The sequence below is a fragment of the Paenibacillus sp. 11B genome (genome assembly GCF_030487755.1).
GTDB lineage: Bacteria > Bacillota > Bacilli > Paenibacillales > Paenibacillaceae > Paenibacillus > Paenibacillus vandeheii.
Genome location: NZ_JAUKNS010000001.1, coordinates 847,396 through 866,803, shown reverse-complemented (window position 1 = coordinate 866,803; position 19,408 = coordinate 847,396). Strand labels below are relative to the sequence as shown.

The following is a 19,408-nucleotide window of genomic DNA, read 5'->3' as shown; positions in this document are numbered from 1 at the left end:
AATGTACGAAACGATGTTTAAATTAAAGGAGGATACCGTTTTGCAAAAAATTGAGGTACTGCTGGCCGATGATAATCGTGAATTTACGAATTTGCTTGCCGAATATATATCCGAACAGGAAGATATGGAAGTGACTGGGATTGCTTACAATGGAGAAGAAGTGCTGCAGCTGCTGGAGCAGACACGCGATGTACCAGATGTACTGATTCTGGATATTATTATGCCTCACCTGGATGGACTGGGTGTGTTGGAGCGTCTGCGCAACCTGAATCTGTCTCCACAGCCCAAAGTCATTATGCTTACGGCTTTCGGACAAGAGAATATCACGCAGCGTGCCGTGCAACTCGGAGCTTCTTATTACATCCTGAAACCGTTTGACATGGAAGTACTCGCGAATCGTGTTCGTCAACTCGTTGGCACACAAACCACGATCTCCACAGGCGGTGGTAGCGGTTCATCGATGTTTATGAACAAGTCCAACGTGGTGCCGATGGGTAAACACAAAAATTTGGATGCAAGCATTACGTCCATCATACATGAAATCGGCGTTCCTGCGCATATTAAAGGATATCAGTATTTACGCGAAGCCATCACCATGGTGTATAACAATATCGAAATTTTGGGAGCCATCACCAAAACCCTGTATCCAGCCATTGCCGAAAAGTTCAAAACAACGCCGTCTCGCGTCGAACGTGCGATCCGTCATGCCATTGAAGTGGCTTGGACCCGTGGCAACATCGACAGCATCAGCCACCTGTTTGGCTATACCATCAACATCAGCAAGTCGAAACCGACGAACTCCGAGTTCATCGCGATGGTCGCTGACAAGCTCAGAATTGAGCATAAGGTGTCCTGAAAGGATCAGGAATAAGGGTAATCTGAAACAAATAATTGAACTTCTGTATGGATAAGTGAACACCACATTTTTATTGAGTCTTCCAAGGCCGATAGAAGCGTGGTGTTTTTTTTACCTACAATTTGTACTTTCCTTCAAGGAGTGGAGCAATCTTTATTAAACAGAAGCGAATAAGTATTTCTCAGAATGTGTACTTCGAATGGTGAAAGTTTTTACAAACTTTTACTTGCAGTTAACGCTTTCTCAGCAAGAAAGTGGTACGATGTGACCACTGACAAGATCACATTATAGGTATAAAGGATGAATGATATGAAGAGAACCACTTTTCTCTATACATACAAAAACGAACTATACAATTCTCTGAGATATGTACATAAATCGCTTCAACAATCTATTCTTAGTTACAGGCAATTCACGGGACTGCAAAAAATTATGCGGGATAGAATGCTTACTACATATTTTCAGCCAATCTTGAATCTGCAGAATGGGAGATGTCTTGGTTACGAAATACTGAACCGTCCTCCCATATCTAACCTTTTTCCAAATGCAGAAGCTTTTTATCAATTCATTGGTCATACGGATCAGGTTTTCGCGTTTGAACGCTTCTGTCGTGAGATTTCGATTGAAAGATTCAGAGCCTCTTTAACTACAGAACGGTATCCCGAAAATACTGTCGTTTTTTTAAATATACATCCTCAGGTTTTAGCCGATTCCACCTACCGCAGTGGAGAAACCATCAGTCTACTGAACAGTTATGGTCTATCCCCTGAACAAGTGGTCTTCGAGCTAACTGAAAAACAGGCCGTTCATGATTATGTGGAATTCGAACGGATCCTCTCAAATTATCGATCTCAGGGCTTTCGGATTGCGATTGATGATGCAGGTTCAGGTTACAGCAGTCTCAAGGCGATTGTAAGCCTCAAACCGGATTTTATTAAATTAGACAGAGCGTTGATTAGTCGAGTGGACACACATCCGGATCAGCAGCACATTGTAAGGATCCTTAAACAATTTGCAGTCGACTCGGGGACCAGTATCATCGCAGAAGGTATCGAGCGTTACGAAGAAATTCAATTTTTGCGTCGTGAAGGTATTGAATACGGTCAGGGTTACGCACTTGGAAGGCCAGACACCGTATTAAAGCCGTCTCCCTTATCTTTTCCCAAGGGTAATTAAAGATTTAAAAAAGTAGATGGTATAGCTATGCATAGAGGAGGCGAATGGTATATTTACGCAAATAGGTGAGATAGCCGATACGATTCCTGTAGTAGCGCCAGAAACAAAATGTGATATCGTCTATAATCTTTTTAAGTCCAATCCCAATCTGGAAGGTGTCGCGATTATGGGAGAACAGGGCGTGTCATTAATGATGCGAGCTCGTTTCTTCCAGCAGATTGGGACACAATACGGCTATAATTTGTACATGGGACGCCCGGTGGAACTGGTTATGAACGTTCGGGCACTGGTCGTCGATTACGCTGAACAGATTACGGATGTAAGCGTGCTGGCAATGAATCGATCTGAAGAAGAACTATACGATCTGGTGCTTATAACGGCTGAAGGCGTTTTGTATGGAGCGGTTAGTATCCGACGTTTGCTGCTTGCAGTTGCGGATGTTCGAGCCGAGATGGCGATTTTCATGAATCCCTTGACAGGGCTTCCGGGTAACCGAATCATAGATGAACGATTAGATCAGTTACTCCAGCTTGATTATTTTAGTGTTCTATACATAGATTTGGATCACTTTAAATCCTACAATGATAGCTATGGGTTCAAAATGGGGGATCAGCTTATTCAAGCTACTGCTAATCTGCTCCGGAAGCTTTTTGTTTTTCCAGAAGCTTTTCTGGGCCATATCGGCGGCGACGATTTTATTGGAATATTAAATCATCATGACTTTAGAGATGTTTGTGAAGAGGTGATAGCAGGTTTTGAGAAGATCAGGCGAATGTTCTACAATCAGGATGACTTGGATAATGAATATGTTTTGGGCGAAGGACGTTCTGGACTGAATCGACCTATACCACTCGTGTCGGTATCAATCGCTGTGGTTACGAACCGTGGACAACAGTATGAAAATATTGATCAAATTGTGAGTGAGGCGACCCGGATTAAAAAAGTATGTAAATCGGTGAATGGCAGCATCATTTGCGGAAATGAGGAAGCTGTATAACGATAATTGTGGGAGAGATTCATCGGATGTGGAAAAACCGTTATTTATCAGGGGAAATTGACCTGTAAATAACGGTTTTTTACTGAAAATACAATCCTTATATGTAATTGGTTAAACCCGAATGTCAAGTGAAACATAGGAAGGGGCAGAGGATGCATTTGATTGCGTTTCTTGAATTTTTCCTAGGTCTTTATCATTCTGTGTACCATTGGAAATCTTCGATTTATTTTCTGCCTTATTTTCTTTATTCACTTCCTGAACTTCATTTGCATGAGATGGTGGAATCGAATCGGCAACTTCTGTTGGTACCGGTTGGTTTATTTCTTTTAATTTTTCTCCAATTGACTCATCAACCTTGCGAATTTGAGAATCAATCTCTTGGACCATTTCACGCTTCATTTGAAAAACAGTTTGTTCTGCGTTTTCCAACATCATTGACTTGCCCATGTCATTTCCCGAGTCGCTATCGAGAACGATCCGATCGAATCTGGTTTCACCCTCTAATGTTTGAATAGACCCGTGCATGCGATCACGCAAACCGACAAGTTTACCTAACTGATCATAAGTCTGGCTATTTTTGATTAGATGACCCATTGCCGGAGCGTGATTTTCGTCGGTGACCTCAGACGGTTGAGGCTGTTGTTGCTTAGGTTGATCAGACTGTTTTAATTTATTTTTTTCTTGAAGCTCCTCGCTTTTGATTTGGGCAATTTGATTATCGACCTGTTGGATGAAACTCGTTATAGATTTAACTCGTTCAGCCTTAATTTTGGAGTCCAATTGATCATTGGATTTGACAGATTGCAGTTCTTCATTAAGCCTGATTTTTTGTTTCATAAGTCCTTGAATTTCCTTATCTCTGCTGGAGACTTGGCTACCGGAGGTGGAGCTGCTTTTGGCGGCAGGTGAAATTGAGTTCATGATCTTTTCCCCTTCTTCGTTATATCGTGGATCTACTTACATATATCGGATGTTACAAGAAGCAAATGAAGATACGCTGGCTAATAAGTTCGCTTTCACTTGTGTGTTGCTTACTTACTGATAATAATTGATAATGGTTATCAATGAGTGAGGAATAGTTTCGTCACAATCTATTTAGACGGGGTTGGGTTAGTGAAATGTGGAATAATTATTACATACTCTGGAACTATGCTGCTGTGAGTATTGCGGATATACGTTATATGGAGTTAAGCCCCTATGAGGAGCTAACATATACATTTCCTGCGAGCACGTTTGTATTCACCATCCAGGGTAAGGCCTATGTGACAATGAATGACCAGAAGCATGAGGTGAGTCGTTTTTATGTTCTCCATGGTGGAAAAGGAAGTATGCTGCATATTGAGGCTGGACAATCTGGATTGGACCTGTTTTACCTTATGTACAGAGCAAGCTTGCCAAGTGGAGGAAGAACCGATCTGGGGAAAATGATGGAGCACATGAATCCATTTCAGCTAACTTATGGTTATGCTCCAAAGTCACCAGCTGTGCTTTATGAGCAAGTGAAACAGATGCACTCTTTGTGGGATCAAAAGAACCCTATTCATCATTTCCAGGCAAAAAGCCTGTTCTATCCCTTCGTAGAACAAATATCAGCACATATTCCGCAATCTGCGAATCGCTATTCATATACGAATCAAGTCAGCCATGTCATTGAAATTGTGGAATCCTCCTATGCCGAGCCTCTAACGCTGCACGTTTTGGCAGAGAAGATCGGCAGCAGTTCCAGAAGTCTGTCTCGCAAGTTCAAGCAAGCGACGGGTTATAGTCCAATCGACTACTTGACCCAGTTTCGCTTGTTCAAGGCCAAGGAGATGCTGCTGCACACCGACGCTACTTTGGATGAGATTGCAGCTGGCATCGGTTATCCGGACGGATATTATCTGGGACGCATGTTCAAAAAACATACAGGCGTTTCTCCCCTTCAATACAAGGAAAAGACGTCTGGACCGCTAAAATGGCCTGATCTGACATCGGCCCTGGCGCGAAATGACATTTCCAGCGGCAGAGCCGAAAGGTATGTTTATAACGATGATGATAATCATTATCAATATAAACACGGAGGGTCAATGTACATGAATAGACAGACAAGAACGGGAATGCTGCTTACTATTTTATTAAGTCTTACTCTACTGCTTAGTGCCTGCTCGCCAGGGACAACTAGTCATTCTGGGGGAGAAGCAGCTGGAGGCAAAGGGACTTCGAGTGCCACCAGCACAGTAACGGCAGATAGCCAATCGAACACTTCCGAGCCTCGTACCATCGCGACGGTCAAGGGAGATATCACGGTCCCGGCTGAACCCAAACGAATTGTGGTTGATTTATATTTGGGCAGCCTGATTGCTTTGGGCATCAAGCCAGTAGGTACACCGGAGATGAACCTGAAGAATCCCTACTTTATCGAATCACTTGAGGGCGTAGAGAATATTGGGGAATACGAAACGATTTCTCTTGAAAAGGTGTTGGAACTGCAACCAGATCTGATTGTCACCGGTGATCCGGATTTGTTTGATTCTTTTAGCAAAATTGCTCCGACTCTGGTTGTTCCTTATGGAGAGTTGAAAAATACCCATGAGGAGATTGCTTATTTTGGTAAAGCACTGAATAAAGAAAAGGAGGCTGAGGCATGGTTAGCCAACTATGACTCACGAATTGCAGACGCAAAGAAGCAAGTTCATGATGCCATTGATGTGGATGCAGAAGTTTCGATCATGCAGTTTTATGATAAAGGACCCTTGGCTTTTGGTGATAATTTTGGTCGGGGAGGTCAGGCCGTATACAGTGCACTTGGATTGAATCCCCCGGCAGATAAAAAAGAGCTATTAATGAAGGATCAGCTTGTTGAAGTGTCTTCCGAGGCGATTCCTGAATTTGCTGGGGATTACATTATTCTGACAGCAGATAATCTAACTGTGGATGAGTTGAAAACAAAACCGGTGTGGAGTTCGCTTGAGGCTGTCAAGAATGATCGAGTGTATATATGGAGTCCAGATCGTTCATGGTACTTTGACCCGATTGCAACGTTGGATCAGACCGAAGAATTGGCAGCTTGGTTCACAAAAATTTCGAATAAAAAATAATGGATCGATGTGGATTGTAATTTGGCGAAATCTAATCCTGGTTAAAAACCAGTTGATAATGAAAATTATTATCATCTATAATGAAGGCATAATAGTGAACCTCTGCTAACGCTTTGGTTAGAGGATGGTTTACATTTACAGAACGATGGCCTGTACATGGTCTTTGTTCCGGGTGAGACTGGGATTGGAGAGTAATCGATGCAATTAAATGAACAGATGCAATGCTGGAATCAAGCGGCTGTTAAAATTCTGGATATACGCCGGATCGTCATGGAGGCAGGGGAAATACAGGAGTCATATTTGCTTCCGGCAAACGCTTTTATATACAGCGTTCGTGGTGCAGCTCTACTTAAATTGGATGGAAAAACACAAGAAGCACAGCGATTCTGTATTCTGCATGGTGGTAAAGGTTCATCACTGGATATTCGGGTGAGCGAAAAGTTTGAATATTATTTGCTGTTCTACAGGGCATTCCTTGTGTTTCCAAGTCATCGTAAAACATGGCGGTTGTCACAACCGCAGGTTGCTCCGTTTTCTTTGCAATACGGATTTACGCCGAGTGATCCTCTTACTTTAATGCGCTATATTGGTGCGCTGGAGAAAGCTTGGGATCAGGCAGACAGCCTGGACTTACTTCAAGTGAAAAGTTTGTTCTACCAATTTATTCATGAATTATCGTTTCAATTGGCACAGCAGGAGATCAGAACGGTGCTTCCAGACCCTATTGAGCAAACACTCCGCTACATACAGCAGCATTATAGGGAACAGGTCACTTTGGATTTTCTGGCTGAACAATTCAATTACAGCTCCCGTCATTTATCCATGCAATTTAAACGAAAGACAGGACACAGTCCGATTGATTATCTCATTCAAACAAGACTGGCCGCGGCCCGGAATCTGCTTATGCGATCGGATGCAACCCTGCGTGAAATCGCGGCAGAAGTGGGATACGCGGATGTGTATTATTTCAGCCGTATTTTCAAAAAACATGTAGGCCTTTCTCCCACGCTCTATCAGCGAAAAATAAGAGATCAGAGTCTGGCAGAGGATCGTCCATTACAATTCTCCGAATCGTCCATTGGCTGGAGATGGATGCGAGGATATATTGATTATGAGAATCATTATCAATATATAGACGGAGGGTCTACATTAATGAAAAGAAGAAAAACAAGCTCCAGCATGATTATGGTTGCACTTTTGAGCATCACATTGCTTTTATCAGCCTGTTCAGCAGGTTCCGCAACAACGCCGACAACGGGAGAAGGCACCAATGCGAACTCATCCAGCAGCACAGCGGCATCCTCGTCATCAGAATCAGGTAGCCAAACGAATAATGAAAATGGAACGCGCACGGTTCCCACGGTTAAGGGTGATGTTGTTGTTCCGGCAAATCCTAAACGGGTTGTTGTACTCTATCTCCAGGGAGACGTCGTTGCACTTGGAATTAAGCCCATTGCTACATCGGACGTATACGACGGGGCTGCATATAAGAATGAGCTTGAAGGTGTAAATTCACTGGGCACCTGGTTTGAACCAAATCCTGAAGCTGTCATTGATCTGGACCCAGATTTGATTATTGTTCCTTCAGAAGAGACTTACACGTTATTAAAAGATATTGCACCAACGGTGTATGTCCCATATGAGAAAATGACAACAGAAGAAAGACTCCACAGTATAGCTAGCATTTTTGGCAAAGAGCAGGAAGCTGACGTTTTAATTAATAATCTCAACAGCAAAGTAGAGGAAAGCAAACAAAAGCTGGCAGATGCTGGCATATTGGACAAAACGGTTTCCATTGTCGAGGGTGGTCTCAAAAGCATGTCGATTGCAGAAAGCAAGCAATATGGACGAGGCTCACAAGCCATTTATGAGTACTTGGAAATGAAAGCACCCGAAAAGGTTCAACAAAAAATAGATAAAGTATCAGAAGCTGCAGCTTCAACGGTATCCATGGAAGTTCTTCCCCAATACTTGGGCGACTACGTGTTTCGTTCGGTATATGAAGGGGCGGACAATCTGACGGATAACCCGGTATGGAGCAGTGTACCTGCTGTCAAAGAAGGTCGTTTAATTGAAATTGATTTTGATTTTTTCTATTATTCGGATGTATATTCAATCAACAAACAGCTCGATTTTGTCGTCGAACATTTACTGGCAGCTCCCAAAGTGAAATAGCGGGCCAACGGGATGGCAGTTTTGTATAAGAAATGTTTGAATTTTAGCCATTGTAATTTGATAAGTTTCCCATTAGACTAGAAAAATAGTGATAATGAGAATCGATATCAAATAGTCGAGCGCTTTGGATCGAACTGATGGAGGTAACGAAATGGATCAGCATTTGGAATTATATGATGTAACCATTATCGGCGGGGGACCTGCCGGCATGTATTCTGCATTTTACAGCGGGATGCGTGATATGAAGACCAAATTGATTGAGGCGCGGGATAAATTGGGTGGTCGCATGCTCTTTTATCCAGAGAAAATGATCTGGGATGTTGGCGGTGTTACTCCCATTCTGTGTGAAAATTTGATCAAACAGCTGGAAGAACAGGCGAGAACATTTGAGCCAACGATTGTGTTTGAACAGCAAATTGAAGGATTTGAGCGTCAGCCAGATGGCACGATTCTGCTGACATCGGCTACAGGAGAACAACACTGGACACGTACCGTCATATTGGCGATCGGGTATGGTATATATAAAATGGCCAAGCTGGAGCTTGAAGGCGCTGACCGTTATGAGGTTACCAATCTTTACTATACGGTACAGGAGCTGGAACCCTTCCGTGGCAAACGTGTGCTGATTTCTGGTGGAGGTGACTCCGCTGTGGATTGGGCGAATGAGCTTGAAGCACTGGCAGAACAAGTAACGGTTGTGCATCGTCGTGACCGCTTTGGCGGATTGGAGCGCAATGTACTGCGGATGAGAGAATCCTCAGTGGATATTCGTACACCGTATGCCGTTGATACTTTGCACAGTCAAAGTGGTGAAAGCATCGAACAAGTGACAATATCCCATGTGGAGACAGGTGATAGCGAAATTCTTGATGTGGATGCGATTATCGTCAACCATGGCATGAAGAGTGATTTTGGTCCGATCCGTGATTGGGGACTTGATCTTGGTGAATGGCATGTCAGCACAACAGAGAAGCTGCAAACGAATATCCCAGGTGTCTTCGCCGCAGGAGACTTTGTCGATTACGGAAGTAAACTGTATCTGATAGCCGGTACTTTCACGGATGCAGCACTCGCGGTAAACAGCGCCAAACTGTATATGGATCCTGAAGCGGAGAAAGTTGCTTATGTGTCTTCCCATAACAGCCGTTTTAAGGAGAAAAATAAAGCGCTTGGTGTTGTGGAAGAATAGAATTTCTTCATACTAAGTTTAACTCAAACGAAGTAGTTTCGGCTAATGCCGGAACTGCTTTTTTTAGCATCGGTTCGGGTATGAACTTCCCCTAATAGCACAACATAGAATAGGCACCGGAATTGAACACGTATCATCAACTGTCTATAATAAGCCATAGAAGTGAGAAAAAAACATCAAAAAATGTAAAACAGATTAGAGTGGAGTGCAGAATATGAAAAAAGAATTTCAACGTATATTCACATTGATTCATCGTTGGTTCAAAGATCCTGAGAAAAAACGAATCAAATGGTCTGAAATTTATCTCGCTGTTGCTGGGAAAATGCACCGACTGTTAGTCGAAGGACGTCGCACACGTTCAGCGGCGAGAAGGATGCATCAGGATTTGCCAATTACCGCTTTGGGCCAAATGAAGCTGGAGCCGGGGGATATTGTGTATACGCCAAGTTCGGAATCGACCTATTACGCCGGGCATATGGGGATTATTGGACTCGATGGTAAAGTGTATCACGTTCACCCTTACGGGCCTGTATTTGCCGATTCGATGGACTGGTACATTACCCGCTTTTATGAAGGGGATCGTTTTATTGTATTTCGCTCCAGATTGAATCAGGCGGGGGTAAAGGCTGCGGAGTGGGTACAGGAACATTACAAACAGGTGAAATACTACCGTCTGCAGACGAATCTGCATAGTATTGAACGCAATTATTGTTCCAAGTTTGTCTATCAGGCGTACCAATTTACATCTGGACTTGACCTGTGGAGTCGCAAGTTTGCCAAGCTGAATCTGGGATATATCTATCCATTTCGAATCGAGCGTTCCCCTGAGCTTGAAGTTCTTGGGACGTTTTATAAATAAAGTTCCACCGATGAGGCCTGCTCTATTCTTTATTAAGAAGCTGGAGCAGGTTCTGTCGTTTTTTTTTATATGCCTAGTGATTAAAAACAGGAAAAAGGCTCAAAACGTCGAATAGATTATGAGATAGACATGCAACTTGGAATCGTATACATAACCCATTGTAGGATCAATTATTGCCCAAGCATAAGCAGTTCTCCCCTTAGAAGGCAATCAAGGAAGAGAGAGAAAGAGATGAAATGGCTGAACTTCGTGCGTAGATTCAAATCAAACTCAAATGTAGTAAAACTATCCGATTATACTCCCAAGAAGGAAAGGAGGTACCATTGTTCCATTTGTAATAAAAAAGTGAAGTCCATCGTGCATTATGCGACTTCCCAGGGAAATGTTACAGGTGTATGCAGTTCTTGTAAATCATTGGCGGAACATCGAGGAATGTTACCCATTTAATAAGGAAGAGATACGCTCAGGAAATAACATTGCTTTGATTTATGAGCGTTTTTGTAGTACATTAGCAAATGTATTCGAAGGAGGATTCTAATGTACTCAGGTAGACAAGACGATACTTTATACATCATGACCTACACCTTAAACAGCGGTATCAAGGGTACGGTTCCACTGTCAAATAAGCAGATCATTGAGTGGCTGGATTGCTACAGAAATGAGAAGCGCTTCGTGACCGAAATCGGCAAGGAGTTTTTTGGATTGAATGCAGGATTGGTAGCAGATTTTAAAGTTCAGAATCATTTATCGGATTATCAGCAGACGATTATGCCTACACAGCAGCAGGATAACATGGAACGCTTGTCTAGTGCATATAAATCAACCGAGTTATTAATGAAGATTGATTGCAAATGTGGCACGGCATATGTTACGGAATCTCCATATAAGCGCACCAAATGGTACTGCACCAAGTGCAAAGAAATTGTATTTTTGGATGCCAAAAAAGGAATGGTAGAAACGTCGCGTGGCGACGCTTACTACATGACCAACAAATATTTTGTTTCCCGGGACTAGCGGGAGATGACGGATGGGAAGCATCGCTGCGAGGCGGTGCTTTTTTGTGTTCAGAAAGAATTAACAATCGAGATAAGTAGAGGTATATTAAGGGTATGCTGGTAAAATAGGAGCAATAGCAAAAAAAGCCCTTAGGGGCTTTTTTAAAATCTCAAGGAAAACTGTAGCAGCAAATACCGCTGATCAGAATCTATAGACGAATCATTGTAAGCTAAATCTGCTCAGCATTCAACTTTGTGAGGAGGGATGAAGCAGCAGCGGCAGCGTGGCTCGTAAGCCTCTGAATCGCCAATCATGACAACCGGGCCAAGCGTCACAGGCTCTCCATTAACGATACGCTGGGTAAAAGCCGCATCCGGGCTTCCACATACGGCACAGAATGCCGACAGCTTCTCGATGTCATCTGCCATGGCGAGTAAACCGCCCACATATCCGAATTCCTTGCCACGGTAATCCATATTCAGTCCATCCACGATGACATGTTTGCCACAGTAAGCAAGCTCGGAGACCAGTTCCATGATAGCACTGCTGAAAAATTGCACTTCATCAAATGCGACAACATCAGCATCTTTGGTCTGAGTCAGGATCATCTCCACAGATTCCGGGGTCAATTGCCGGGGAATGGAATGGGCAGGCAGACGATAGCCGATACGGCTAACGATCTCGTCTTGGGCAAATCGATCATCTTCAGCAGGTTTGTAGGCAACGACCTTTTTACGGCCAAATTGAATTAATTTTTGACAACGGCGAATGAGTTCACCGGATTTTTCACTAAACATAGGTCCTGTAATTACGGTAATTCGTCCTGTTTGCACAGTTCTGCTACTCCTCTCACATACGGGATTCAACAAAAAAAAGCGACCATTACAGAGTACCACAAAATCTTTAGTAAGAGCCAGAACTAATCTGAGCAGCTTTGTGTTACTATATGGATTGTTAAGCTGTTGGTTACGGCAGTGTAGTGCATGAACCAGGAGCGATTGAAAAGAGGTGTTAACGATGAGTGAAGCATTATCCGAATTGCAGGAGCGATATGAACGTTTGAAAGGGCAGTCGGCCCTTGACGAAGCTGCGCAGACGTTGTTTGCAGATTTATTCGCTGAAGCGGAGCGGCTGCAAGCCAGTAATCTGACGTTGCGCAGAACGATTCTGAAGTCCTCTTCCAAAGAGTCACGCATGTCCACCAAGCTGCGGGATGCATTATACGAATAACCCGGAGACTGCTCCGGGTTCTCTTCTGTCTGCAATTTACGGGGAAATAGAATACCTGCTGTAATTTTGGAAATCATGGCGAAGGTAAGGTGCAGAAGTAGAGGGCATCCATCCAGTGCAGCCCTTCAATATGGGTGTGAAGTAAGATGCCCGAAAGCAGTGGCATGCATAGTTAATTTAATACAAAGAACCGGAAAAAATGACAAAAAGCCCGGACTCAGGAAGTCGTACCGGGCGTATCTGCTTTATCGGCTGCGGGTGCGCTTTTGGACCGAAAACGGGGTCCTACATAATTACGCTTGCGGTCACGGAATAGAATCCAGCCTCCCAGAAAGCTCATGCCTGCGGCAAACAGGACAAGTCCTCCACCGAAGGAGAGCCATTGAAAACCTGGGGAGATCTGCTCGTTCCCATGCTCGGCATAATACAGGAAAAGGGCGTCTTTCATCATCAGAAATCCCTTCATGGCCATTAACCCGGGAATGACCAGAACAAGAATCGCCACAAAGCGTGCAAAGACAAGTCTAGTATTCATCACCATTAAACTCCTTCTGGTTGAAGTTGACGTAAAATAAAGGTTGCGCTTACAGGTCATACCTGATTCCATCATAGCTTGGTTTCCAGAAGCTGTCCATGCGTTTCAGAGTCAAATTTTGAGTTGGCTGCTCAAGGGGAGTACAATGGAATACAGATCATGTCTATGAAACAGAGAATCATCCGAATCATCATCTTACAAATTCATCGAAATTATAGGAGAACATAAGAGATGCCAATTACATGTGATGTTGCCATTCTTGGAGGAGGAACCGGAGGGTACGTTGCTGCCATCCGTGCTGCACAGTTAGGGAAACAGGTCGTTATTATCGAGAAGGATAAGCTGGGGGGCACCTGTCTGCATCGTGGCTGTATTCCGAGCAAGGCATTGCTGCGAAGTGCGGAAGTGTATGCGGAGATTCAAGAGAGTGAAGCTTACGGTATTGAGACAGCTGGGGCAACACTTGTATTTCCGAAAGTGCAGGCGCGCAAGGATGCGATTGTAGAGCAGCTTCATCAAGGTGTGCAGTATTTAATGAAAAAAAATAAAATTCAGGTCGTTCACGCCAATGGGCGCGTCATCGGACCTTCCATTTTCTCTCCTCAGAGCGGTGCAGTGGCTGTCGAGTTTGAAGATGGCGAGATGGATACAGTGGTGCCAACCAATCTCATTATTGCTACTGGTTCTCGCCCGCGGGTGCTGCCAGGTCTTGAGCCAGACGGCAGGTACATCATGAGCAGTGATGAGGCTCTTCGAATGGACGAACTTCCTGCATCTCTGATCATTGTAGGTGGTGGTGTGATTGGTCTCGAATGGGCCTCCATGCTGAATGATTTTGGGGTTGAAGTTACAGTTGTTGAAGCCGCCGCTCATGTATTGCCAGCAGAGGATGAAGATGTAGCGAAGGAAATGCAGAGACTGCTTGGCAAACGCGGTGTTCATTTCCTGACAGGGGCCAGCGTCCTGACGGAGACATATAGCGTGGAGAAAGACGGTATTCAGATTGATATCAAGCTGGGAGACGAGAAGCAAGAGACCCTGAGAGCAGACAAGATGCTGGTGTCAGTTGGTCGTCAGGCCAATGTCGAAAATATCGGACTCGAAAATACGGATATCAAGCTTGACCGTGGCTTCATTGCTGTGAACAACCATTTGCAAACCGGTGAGGGACATATTTATGCCATCGGCGATGTCATCGGCGGATTACAGCTTGCACATGCAGCGAGTCATGAAGGTATTCTGGCTGTGAATCATCTGGCGGGTGAAACGGTACATGCTGTCGAATCGCATCGAATCCCGCGTTGTGTTTATACACGTCCGGAAGCAGCGAGTATCGGATTCACGGAGCGTGAAGCCAAAGAGCGCGGTTATGAAGTCAAAACAGGCAAGTTCCCGTTCCAGGCGATTGGAAAATCCTTGGTTCATGGAAGCCGGGATGGATTCGTGAAGGTAATCGCCGATGCCAAGACGAATGATATATTGGGTGTACATATGATCGGTACCCATGTGACGGAACTGATCGCTGAGGCCTCTCTGGCTCAGATGCTGGATGCCACACCTTGGGAAGTGGGACAGACGATTCATCCTCACCCTTCTTTATCGGAAATCATGGGTGAAGCTATGTTGGCAGTTGACGGAAAAGCGATTGGAATGTAAGCCTGACAGGCTTATGAGAAAGGTCCTTTCCTTTTTTGGGCAAATGGGATTATAATAAGGTTAAGCCAAGTCTTAGTACCAGGTTATAAGATCGGGTAGTAAGACGGGCACAGGCTCTGATTAAAAGGAGGTACCTCATATGAGTTCACAAGGTACTGCAGACGCGGTCCATCGGCATGAACAGCTGGGACTTAGCGATGGTGAAGTATTGGATATGTACAAATACATGCTGCTCGCACGTAAGTTTGACGAGCGCTGCTTGCTCTTGCAACGGGCCGGCAAAATTAACTTTCACGTGTCCGGTGTAGGACAGGAAGCTGCGCAAGTAGGGGCTGCCTTCGGTCTTGACCGGGATCACGATTATTATTTACCATATTACCGGGATTATGGCTTTGTACTGGCAGTGGGCATGACTCCACGTGAGCTGATGCTGTCTGCTTTTGCAAAGGCGGAAGATCCGAATAGTGGCGGACGGCAAATGCCGGGTCACTTTGGGCACAAAAAGCTGCGGATTGTTACGGGCTCCAGCCCGGTTACCACACAGGTTCCGCACGCTGTAGGGTTTGCACTTGCTGCCAAAATGAAGAAGAAAGAATTCGTTTCTTTTGTAACGTTTGGCGAAGGGTCAAGCAACCAGGGCGATTTCCACGAAGGTGCCAATTTCGCAGGGGTTCATAAACTTCCTGTGATTATTATGTGTGAGAACAATCAGTATGCCATCTCGGTTCCGATCCACAAGCAGCTTAGTGGTAAAATATCGGATCGTGCACTTGGCTACGGGTTCCCCGGACTTCGTGTAGACGGAAACGATGCGCTGGAAGTATACGGTGCAGTCAAAGAAGCTCGCCGACGCGCAATCGCTGGTGAAGGACCTACGCTTATTGAAGCGATGATGTATCGTTTGTCTCCGCATTCCACTTCCGACAATGATCTGGCTTACCGGACGAAGGAAGAGGTTGAAGAGAACTGGAAGAAGGACGGCGTCCTTCGCATGAAGAACTATCTGATCGACTGCGGCATCTGGGACGAAGCCCGGGATGCGGATCTGGCTTCCCAGCTTGCGTTGGAAATGAAAGAAGCGACTGAATATGCAGACAACGCGCCATATCCAAAACCTGAGGACACTCTGACGCACGTTTATGCGGACAGCGAAGAAGGGGGACGGTAAGCATGGCGGTTATGGAATATATTGATGCAATCCGTCTCGCGATGAAAGAAGAGATGGAGCGGGATGAAAATGTCTTTATCCTTGGTGAGGATGTAGGGGTCAAAGGCGGCGTTTTCACTACAACCAAAGGGTTACAGGATCAGTTTGGTGAAATGCGTGTCATGGACACACCTTTGTCCGAATCAGCCATTGCAGGTGTAGCCATTGGTGCTGCGATGTATGGCATGAAACCTATTGCTGAAATGCAATATTCGGATTTCATGCTGCCTGCAACGAATCAGATTATTAGTGAAGCGGCCAAAATCCGCTATCGCTCCAACAATGACTGGAGTTGTCCGATCGTTATTCGTGCGCCGATTGGCGGCGGTATTTTCGGTGGGTTGTATCATTCCCAATGTCCGGAATCGATCTTCTTTGGCACACCGGGTCTGAAAATTATAGCTCCTTACTCGGCATACGATGCGAAGGGACTGCTCAAGGCAGCTATTCGCGACCCGGATCCGGTACTCTTTTTTGAGAACAAAAAATGCTACAAGCTGATCAAGGAAGATGTGCCTGAGGATGATTACATCGTTCCGATTGGTAAAGCCAACGTGCTTCGTGAAGGAGCAGATATTACAGTTATCGGTTACAGCCAGCCACTTCATTTTGTCATGCAGGCTGCCGAGGAGCTGGAGCGTGAAGAAGGCATTACTGCTCACGTTCTGGATCTGCGCACATTACAGCCGCTTGATCGCGAAGCCATCATTGCATCCGCTCGTCTGACAGGCAAAGTGTTGATTGTGCACGAAGATAATAAAACAGGTGGTGTAGGAGCTGAAGTGGCAGCTATCATTAGTGAAGAATGCCTGTTCGAACTGGATGCGCCGATTCAGCGTCTCTGCGGACCGGATGTACCGGCAATGCCGATTAGCCCAACATTGGAGAAATTTTATATGCTGAGCAAGGATAAAGCCAAGGAAGCGATGCGTACGCTTGCCGAGTATTAATTCGTGTAGTGAGATCGTTTAAAAGCAAAGTTTGGAGTGATAAAACCAATGAGTATGAAATGGATCGAGGTCATTATGCCGCAGCTGGCGGAATCGCTGGTCTCGGCTACCATTGCCAAATGGTTGAAAAAACCGGGTGACCGGGTTGAACAATACGAGCCAATCTGTGAAGTCATTACGGATAAAGTCAACGCAGAAATTCCGTCAACCGTGGATGGAATTATGGGTGACCTGTTGGTCGAAGAAGGCACGACCATTGCTGTTGGAGAAGCGATCTGCCGTATGCAGGTTGCTGCTTCCGATGAGGAAGCCTCGGAGCAGGTAACACCAACCACGCAGCAACATAATGAGGCCCAAGGCCATGTACAACAACGTGCGAGTTACACACCTGCGGCAGGTGCAGCGAGTACGGCAGTTCATGATCCCAATCAGCCAATGCGTAACCGGTATTCCCCTGCGGTGCAGACACTCGCAGCCGAACATGGCTTGAACTTGCAGAATATTCAGGGTTCTGGAGCAGGTGGTCGGATTACCCGTAAGGATGTGCTGGCTTACGTTGCACAAGGAGGTAACACAAGTGCTGTGCCTGCAGAGTCTGCTGTTTCAGGACAGCATGCACCTTCAGGAGCGCCTTCTTCTTCACCATTCAGCGGCCTGAACCGGAGCGTCGGAGAAACCGGCACATCTCCGGCGGAGTCTATCCCTGCAGCTGATGCAGGCGTCCCTGTAAGACATTCCGGCATACATCTGACTGAAAGTCCGAAAATCCCGCAAATCGAAGTCGAGGGTGGCGGACAGGGAAGATCCGAATATTTCATCGACGTTACCCCTGTTCGCAATGCTATTGCACGTAATATGCGTCAAAGCGTATCGGAAATTCCGCACGCATGGACGATGATTGAAGTGGACGTGACCAATCTGGTAATGCTGCGCAACAAACTCAAAGATGAGTTTAAGCGTAAGGAAGGCATTAACCTGACGTATCTGTCCTTCATGATGAAGGGCGTCGTCAACGCCATTAAAGACTATCCAATCATGAACTCCGTTTGGGCTGTCGACAAAATTATTGTGAAACGGGATATCAACCTGTCCATGGCAGTCGGTACAGAAGATTCTGTACTGACACCTGTAATCAAACACGCGGATCAGCGCAATATTGCAGGTTTGGCCCGGGAAGTGGATGAGCTGGCACGTAAAACACGTGAAGGTACTTTGAAGCTGGACCATATGCAGGGCGGTACGTTCACGGTGAATAATACGGGATCATTTGGTTCGATTCTGTCGCAACCTATTATTAACTACCCGCAGGCGGCGATTCTTACATTTGAGTCCATCGTGAAGAAACCTGTGGTCATCAATGACATGATTGCTGTCCGTTCCATGGCGAACCTTTGTCTTTCCCTGGATCATCGTATTTTGGATGGGGTCATCAGCGGACGTTTCCTGCAACGTGTAAAAGAGAATCTTGAGGGATACACGATGGAATCGAAAGTGTATTAAGAGAGAGCGTATGCATCATTTCAATGACTTACTAATGATGCCCCGGCGCTGAATAGATGGATATTGGGAAAGTGTATGTGCCAAAGGCCGTGCACTTTTCCCGTTTTCTTCAATAATGCTCATCAGGCAATGAACATTGAAACAGAAGGGTGTGGAGAAATCATGAGCAAGCCGCTGGATGTTGTATACATACCGATGCTTGATTATGAAGAGGCTTGGAACCGCCAGAAAGCGATTGTGCAGCAACTGGATGAGGGAGAAGGAGCGGAACAGATGCTGTTGCTCCAGCATCCACCGACGTATACGATCGGTTCACAGAATCACCCGGAGCACCTGCTTCTCAGTGAAGATGAACTGCGGGAGCAAGGCATCTCCTTGTTTCAAATTGACCGCGGCGGTGATATTACTTATCATGGCCCTGGCCAATTGGTAGGTTACCCGCTGCTTGTTCTTGGACGGGATGAAGCTTTGGATTTACATGGCTATTTACGCTGTCTGGAACAGATGATTATTGATTATCTGGCTGATCAGGGTATTGAAGCGGGACGCAAAGAGGGTTACACGGGTGTATGGATCGGAGATCTGAAAATTGCCGCCATCGGCGTGAAGTTCAATCGGTGTAAACATCGGCGTGGCTTCGTAACGAGTCACGGATTTGCTTTTAATATCACCTCCGGCATTCAGCACGCAGGTTTCCAGGGAATTATTCCTTGCGGCATTGAGCAGTATGGTGTGACCTCGCTCGAGGATATTACAGGCAAAACCTACACTGTGGAACAGGTTGCGCAGGATATCGTTCCATACTTTAACCGGATTTTCCCGTATGAGATTACCTCGATCACAGAAAAAGAAGCCCTTCTCCGTCTGTAAGTCAGACAGTCAAAAGGCTTCAGGTTTCTATCCGAACAATAAAGGTTCGAGCGCAATGAAAAGGGTGGACCCAATCATGGCGAGCAGCATGAGATAGATAATGATGCGGAACCATTTCTTTTTTTGCATGATGAG

At 45.3% G+C, this 19,408-nt stretch carries 18 protein-coding genes; 14 read left to right on the top strand and 4 right to left on the bottom strand.

What is annotated here, in order from left to right:
* Nucleotides 1–40: 40 nt before the first annotated feature.
* The 3 genes from spo0A to Q0V21_RS03855 all read left to right on the top strand — a co-directional run bounded on the left by spo0A (nt 41) and on the right by Q0V21_RS03855 (nt 3,029).
* Nucleotides 41–856 (top strand): sporulation transcription factor Spo0A, encoded by an 816-nt coding sequence (spo0A, locus tag Q0V21_RS03865; protein ID WP_024630982.1) that lies wholly within the window; start codon nt 41–43, stop codon nt 854–856.
* Between the two features lie 309 nt (nt 857–1,165).
* Nucleotides 1,166–2,032 (top strand): EAL domain-containing protein, encoded by an 867-nt coding sequence (locus Q0V21_RS03860; protein ID WP_024630981.1) that lies wholly within the window; start codon nt 1,166–1,168, stop codon nt 2,030–2,032.
* A 190-nt stretch (nt 2,033–2,222) separates the two neighbouring features.
* Nucleotides 2,223–3,029 carry a GGDEF domain-containing protein gene (locus tag Q0V21_RS03855; RefSeq protein WP_301878397.1) on the top strand — a complete coding sequence of 269 codons (807 nt, stop codon included), beginning with the start codon at nt 2,223–2,225 and terminating at the stop codon, nt 3,027–3,029.
* Between the two features lie 111 nt (nt 3,030–3,140).
* On the opposite strand, the gene Q0V21_RS03850 is transcribed toward Q0V21_RS03855, so the two are convergent.
* On the bottom strand, nt 3,141–3,950 hold the full coding sequence (locus Q0V21_RS03850; protein WP_079349468.1) for a FlxA-like family protein: 810 nt from the start codon (nt 3,948–3,950) through the stop codon (nt 3,141–3,143).
* A 197-nt stretch (nt 3,951–4,147) separates the two neighbouring features.
* Here Q0V21_RS03850 and Q0V21_RS03845 point away from each other — a divergent pair, with 197 nt between their 5' ends.
* From Q0V21_RS03845 to Q0V21_RS03825, 5 genes are all read left to right on the top strand, one after another.
* Nucleotides 4,148–6,106, top strand: coding sequence for an AraC family transcriptional regulator (locus Q0V21_RS03845; RefSeq protein WP_301877680.1), 1,959 nt, complete (start codon nt 4,148–4,150; stop codon nt 6,104–6,106).
* A gap of 198 nt (nt 6,107–6,304) precedes the next feature.
* Nucleotides 6,305–8,281: an AraC family transcriptional regulator gene (locus Q0V21_RS03840; RefSeq protein ID WP_079349466.1), complete on the top strand. Its 1,977-nt coding sequence runs from the start codon at nt 6,305–6,307 to the stop codon at nt 8,279–8,281.
* Between the two features lie 151 nt (nt 8,282–8,432).
* Nucleotides 8,433–9,470, top strand: a complete 1,038-nt coding sequence (locus tag Q0V21_RS03835; RefSeq protein WP_079349465.1) for an NAD(P)/FAD-dependent oxidoreductase — start codon at nt 8,433–8,435, stop codon at nt 9,468–9,470.
* A 214-nt stretch (nt 9,471–9,684) separates the two neighbouring features.
* Nucleotides 9,685–10,329, top strand: coding sequence for a hypothetical protein (locus Q0V21_RS03830; RefSeq protein WP_079349464.1), 645 nt, complete (start codon nt 9,685–9,687; stop codon nt 10,327–10,329).
* A gap of 537 nt (nt 10,330–10,866) precedes the next feature.
* Nucleotides 10,867–11,343 carry a hypothetical protein gene (locus Q0V21_RS03825; protein WP_024630975.1) on the top strand — a complete coding sequence of 159 codons (477 nt, stop codon included), beginning with the start codon at nt 10,867–10,869 and terminating at the stop codon, nt 11,341–11,343.
* Nucleotides 11,344–11,564: 221 nt separating this feature from the next.
* Here the strand turns inward: Q0V21_RS03825 and Q0V21_RS03820 are convergent, their stop codons facing one another.
* Nucleotides 11,565–12,158, bottom strand: a complete 594-nt coding sequence (locus Q0V21_RS03820; protein ID WP_024630974.1) for a thymidine kinase — start codon at nt 12,156–12,158, stop codon at nt 11,565–11,567.
* A 184-nt stretch (nt 12,159–12,342) separates the two neighbouring features.
* On the opposite strand from Q0V21_RS03820, the gene Q0V21_RS03815 reads away from it, so the two are divergent.
* Nucleotides 12,343–12,555, top strand: a complete 213-nt coding sequence (locus Q0V21_RS03815; protein WP_079349463.1) for a hypothetical protein — start codon at nt 12,343–12,345, stop codon at nt 12,553–12,555.
* Between the two features lie 217 nt (nt 12,556–12,772).
* Here the strand turns inward: Q0V21_RS03815 and Q0V21_RS03810 are convergent, their stop codons facing one another.
* Nucleotides 12,773–13,096 carry a DUF2627 domain-containing protein gene (locus tag Q0V21_RS03810; RefSeq protein ID WP_029881018.1) on the bottom strand — a complete coding sequence of 108 codons (324 nt, stop codon included), beginning with the start codon at nt 13,094–13,096 and terminating at the stop codon, nt 12,773–12,775.
* Between the two features lie 225 nt (nt 13,097–13,321).
* Between Q0V21_RS03810 and lpdA the strand changes: the two genes are divergently transcribed.
* The 5 genes from lpdA to lipB all read left to right on the top strand — a co-directional run bounded on the left by lpdA (nt 13,322) and on the right by lipB (nt 19,273).
* Nucleotides 13,322–14,746, top strand: a complete 1,425-nt coding sequence (lpdA, locus tag Q0V21_RS03805) for a dihydrolipoyl dehydrogenase (protein WP_079349462.1) — start codon at nt 13,322–13,324, stop codon at nt 14,744–14,746.
* A 139-nt stretch (nt 14,747–14,885) separates the two neighbouring features.
* Entirely contained in the window at nt 14,886–15,914 is a 1,029-nt protein-coding gene (locus Q0V21_RS03800) for a thiamine pyrophosphate-dependent dehydrogenase E1 component subunit alpha (RefSeq protein ID WP_024630969.1), read from the top strand.
* Nucleotides 15,915–15,916: 2 nt separating this feature from the next.
* The gene (locus tag Q0V21_RS03795) at nt 15,917–16,903 is read left to right on the top strand and encodes an alpha-ketoacid dehydrogenase subunit beta (RefSeq protein WP_024630968.1); all 987 of its coding nucleotides are present in this window, start codon (nt 15,917–15,919) and stop codon (nt 16,901–16,903) included.
* Nucleotides 16,904–16,951: 48 nt separating this feature from the next.
* Entirely contained in the window at nt 16,952–18,403 is a 1,452-nt protein-coding gene (locus Q0V21_RS03790; protein ID WP_301877676.1) for a dihydrolipoamide acetyltransferase family protein, read from the top strand.
* Nucleotides 18,404–18,565: 162 nt separating this feature from the next.
* On the top strand, nt 18,566–19,273 hold the full coding sequence (lipB, locus tag Q0V21_RS03785) for a lipoyl(octanoyl) transferase LipB (RefSeq protein WP_301877675.1): 708 nt from the start codon (nt 18,566–18,568) through the stop codon (nt 19,271–19,273).
* 27 nt (nt 19,274–19,300) lie between these two features.
* On the opposite strand, the gene prli42 is transcribed toward lipB, so the two are convergent.
* Nucleotides 19,301–19,402 (bottom strand): stressosome-associated protein Prli42, encoded by a 102-nt coding sequence (gene prli42 / locus Q0V21_RS03780; RefSeq protein ID WP_090810668.1) that lies wholly within the window; start codon nt 19,400–19,402, stop codon nt 19,301–19,303.
* Nucleotides 19,403–19,408: the final 6 nt, after the last annotated feature.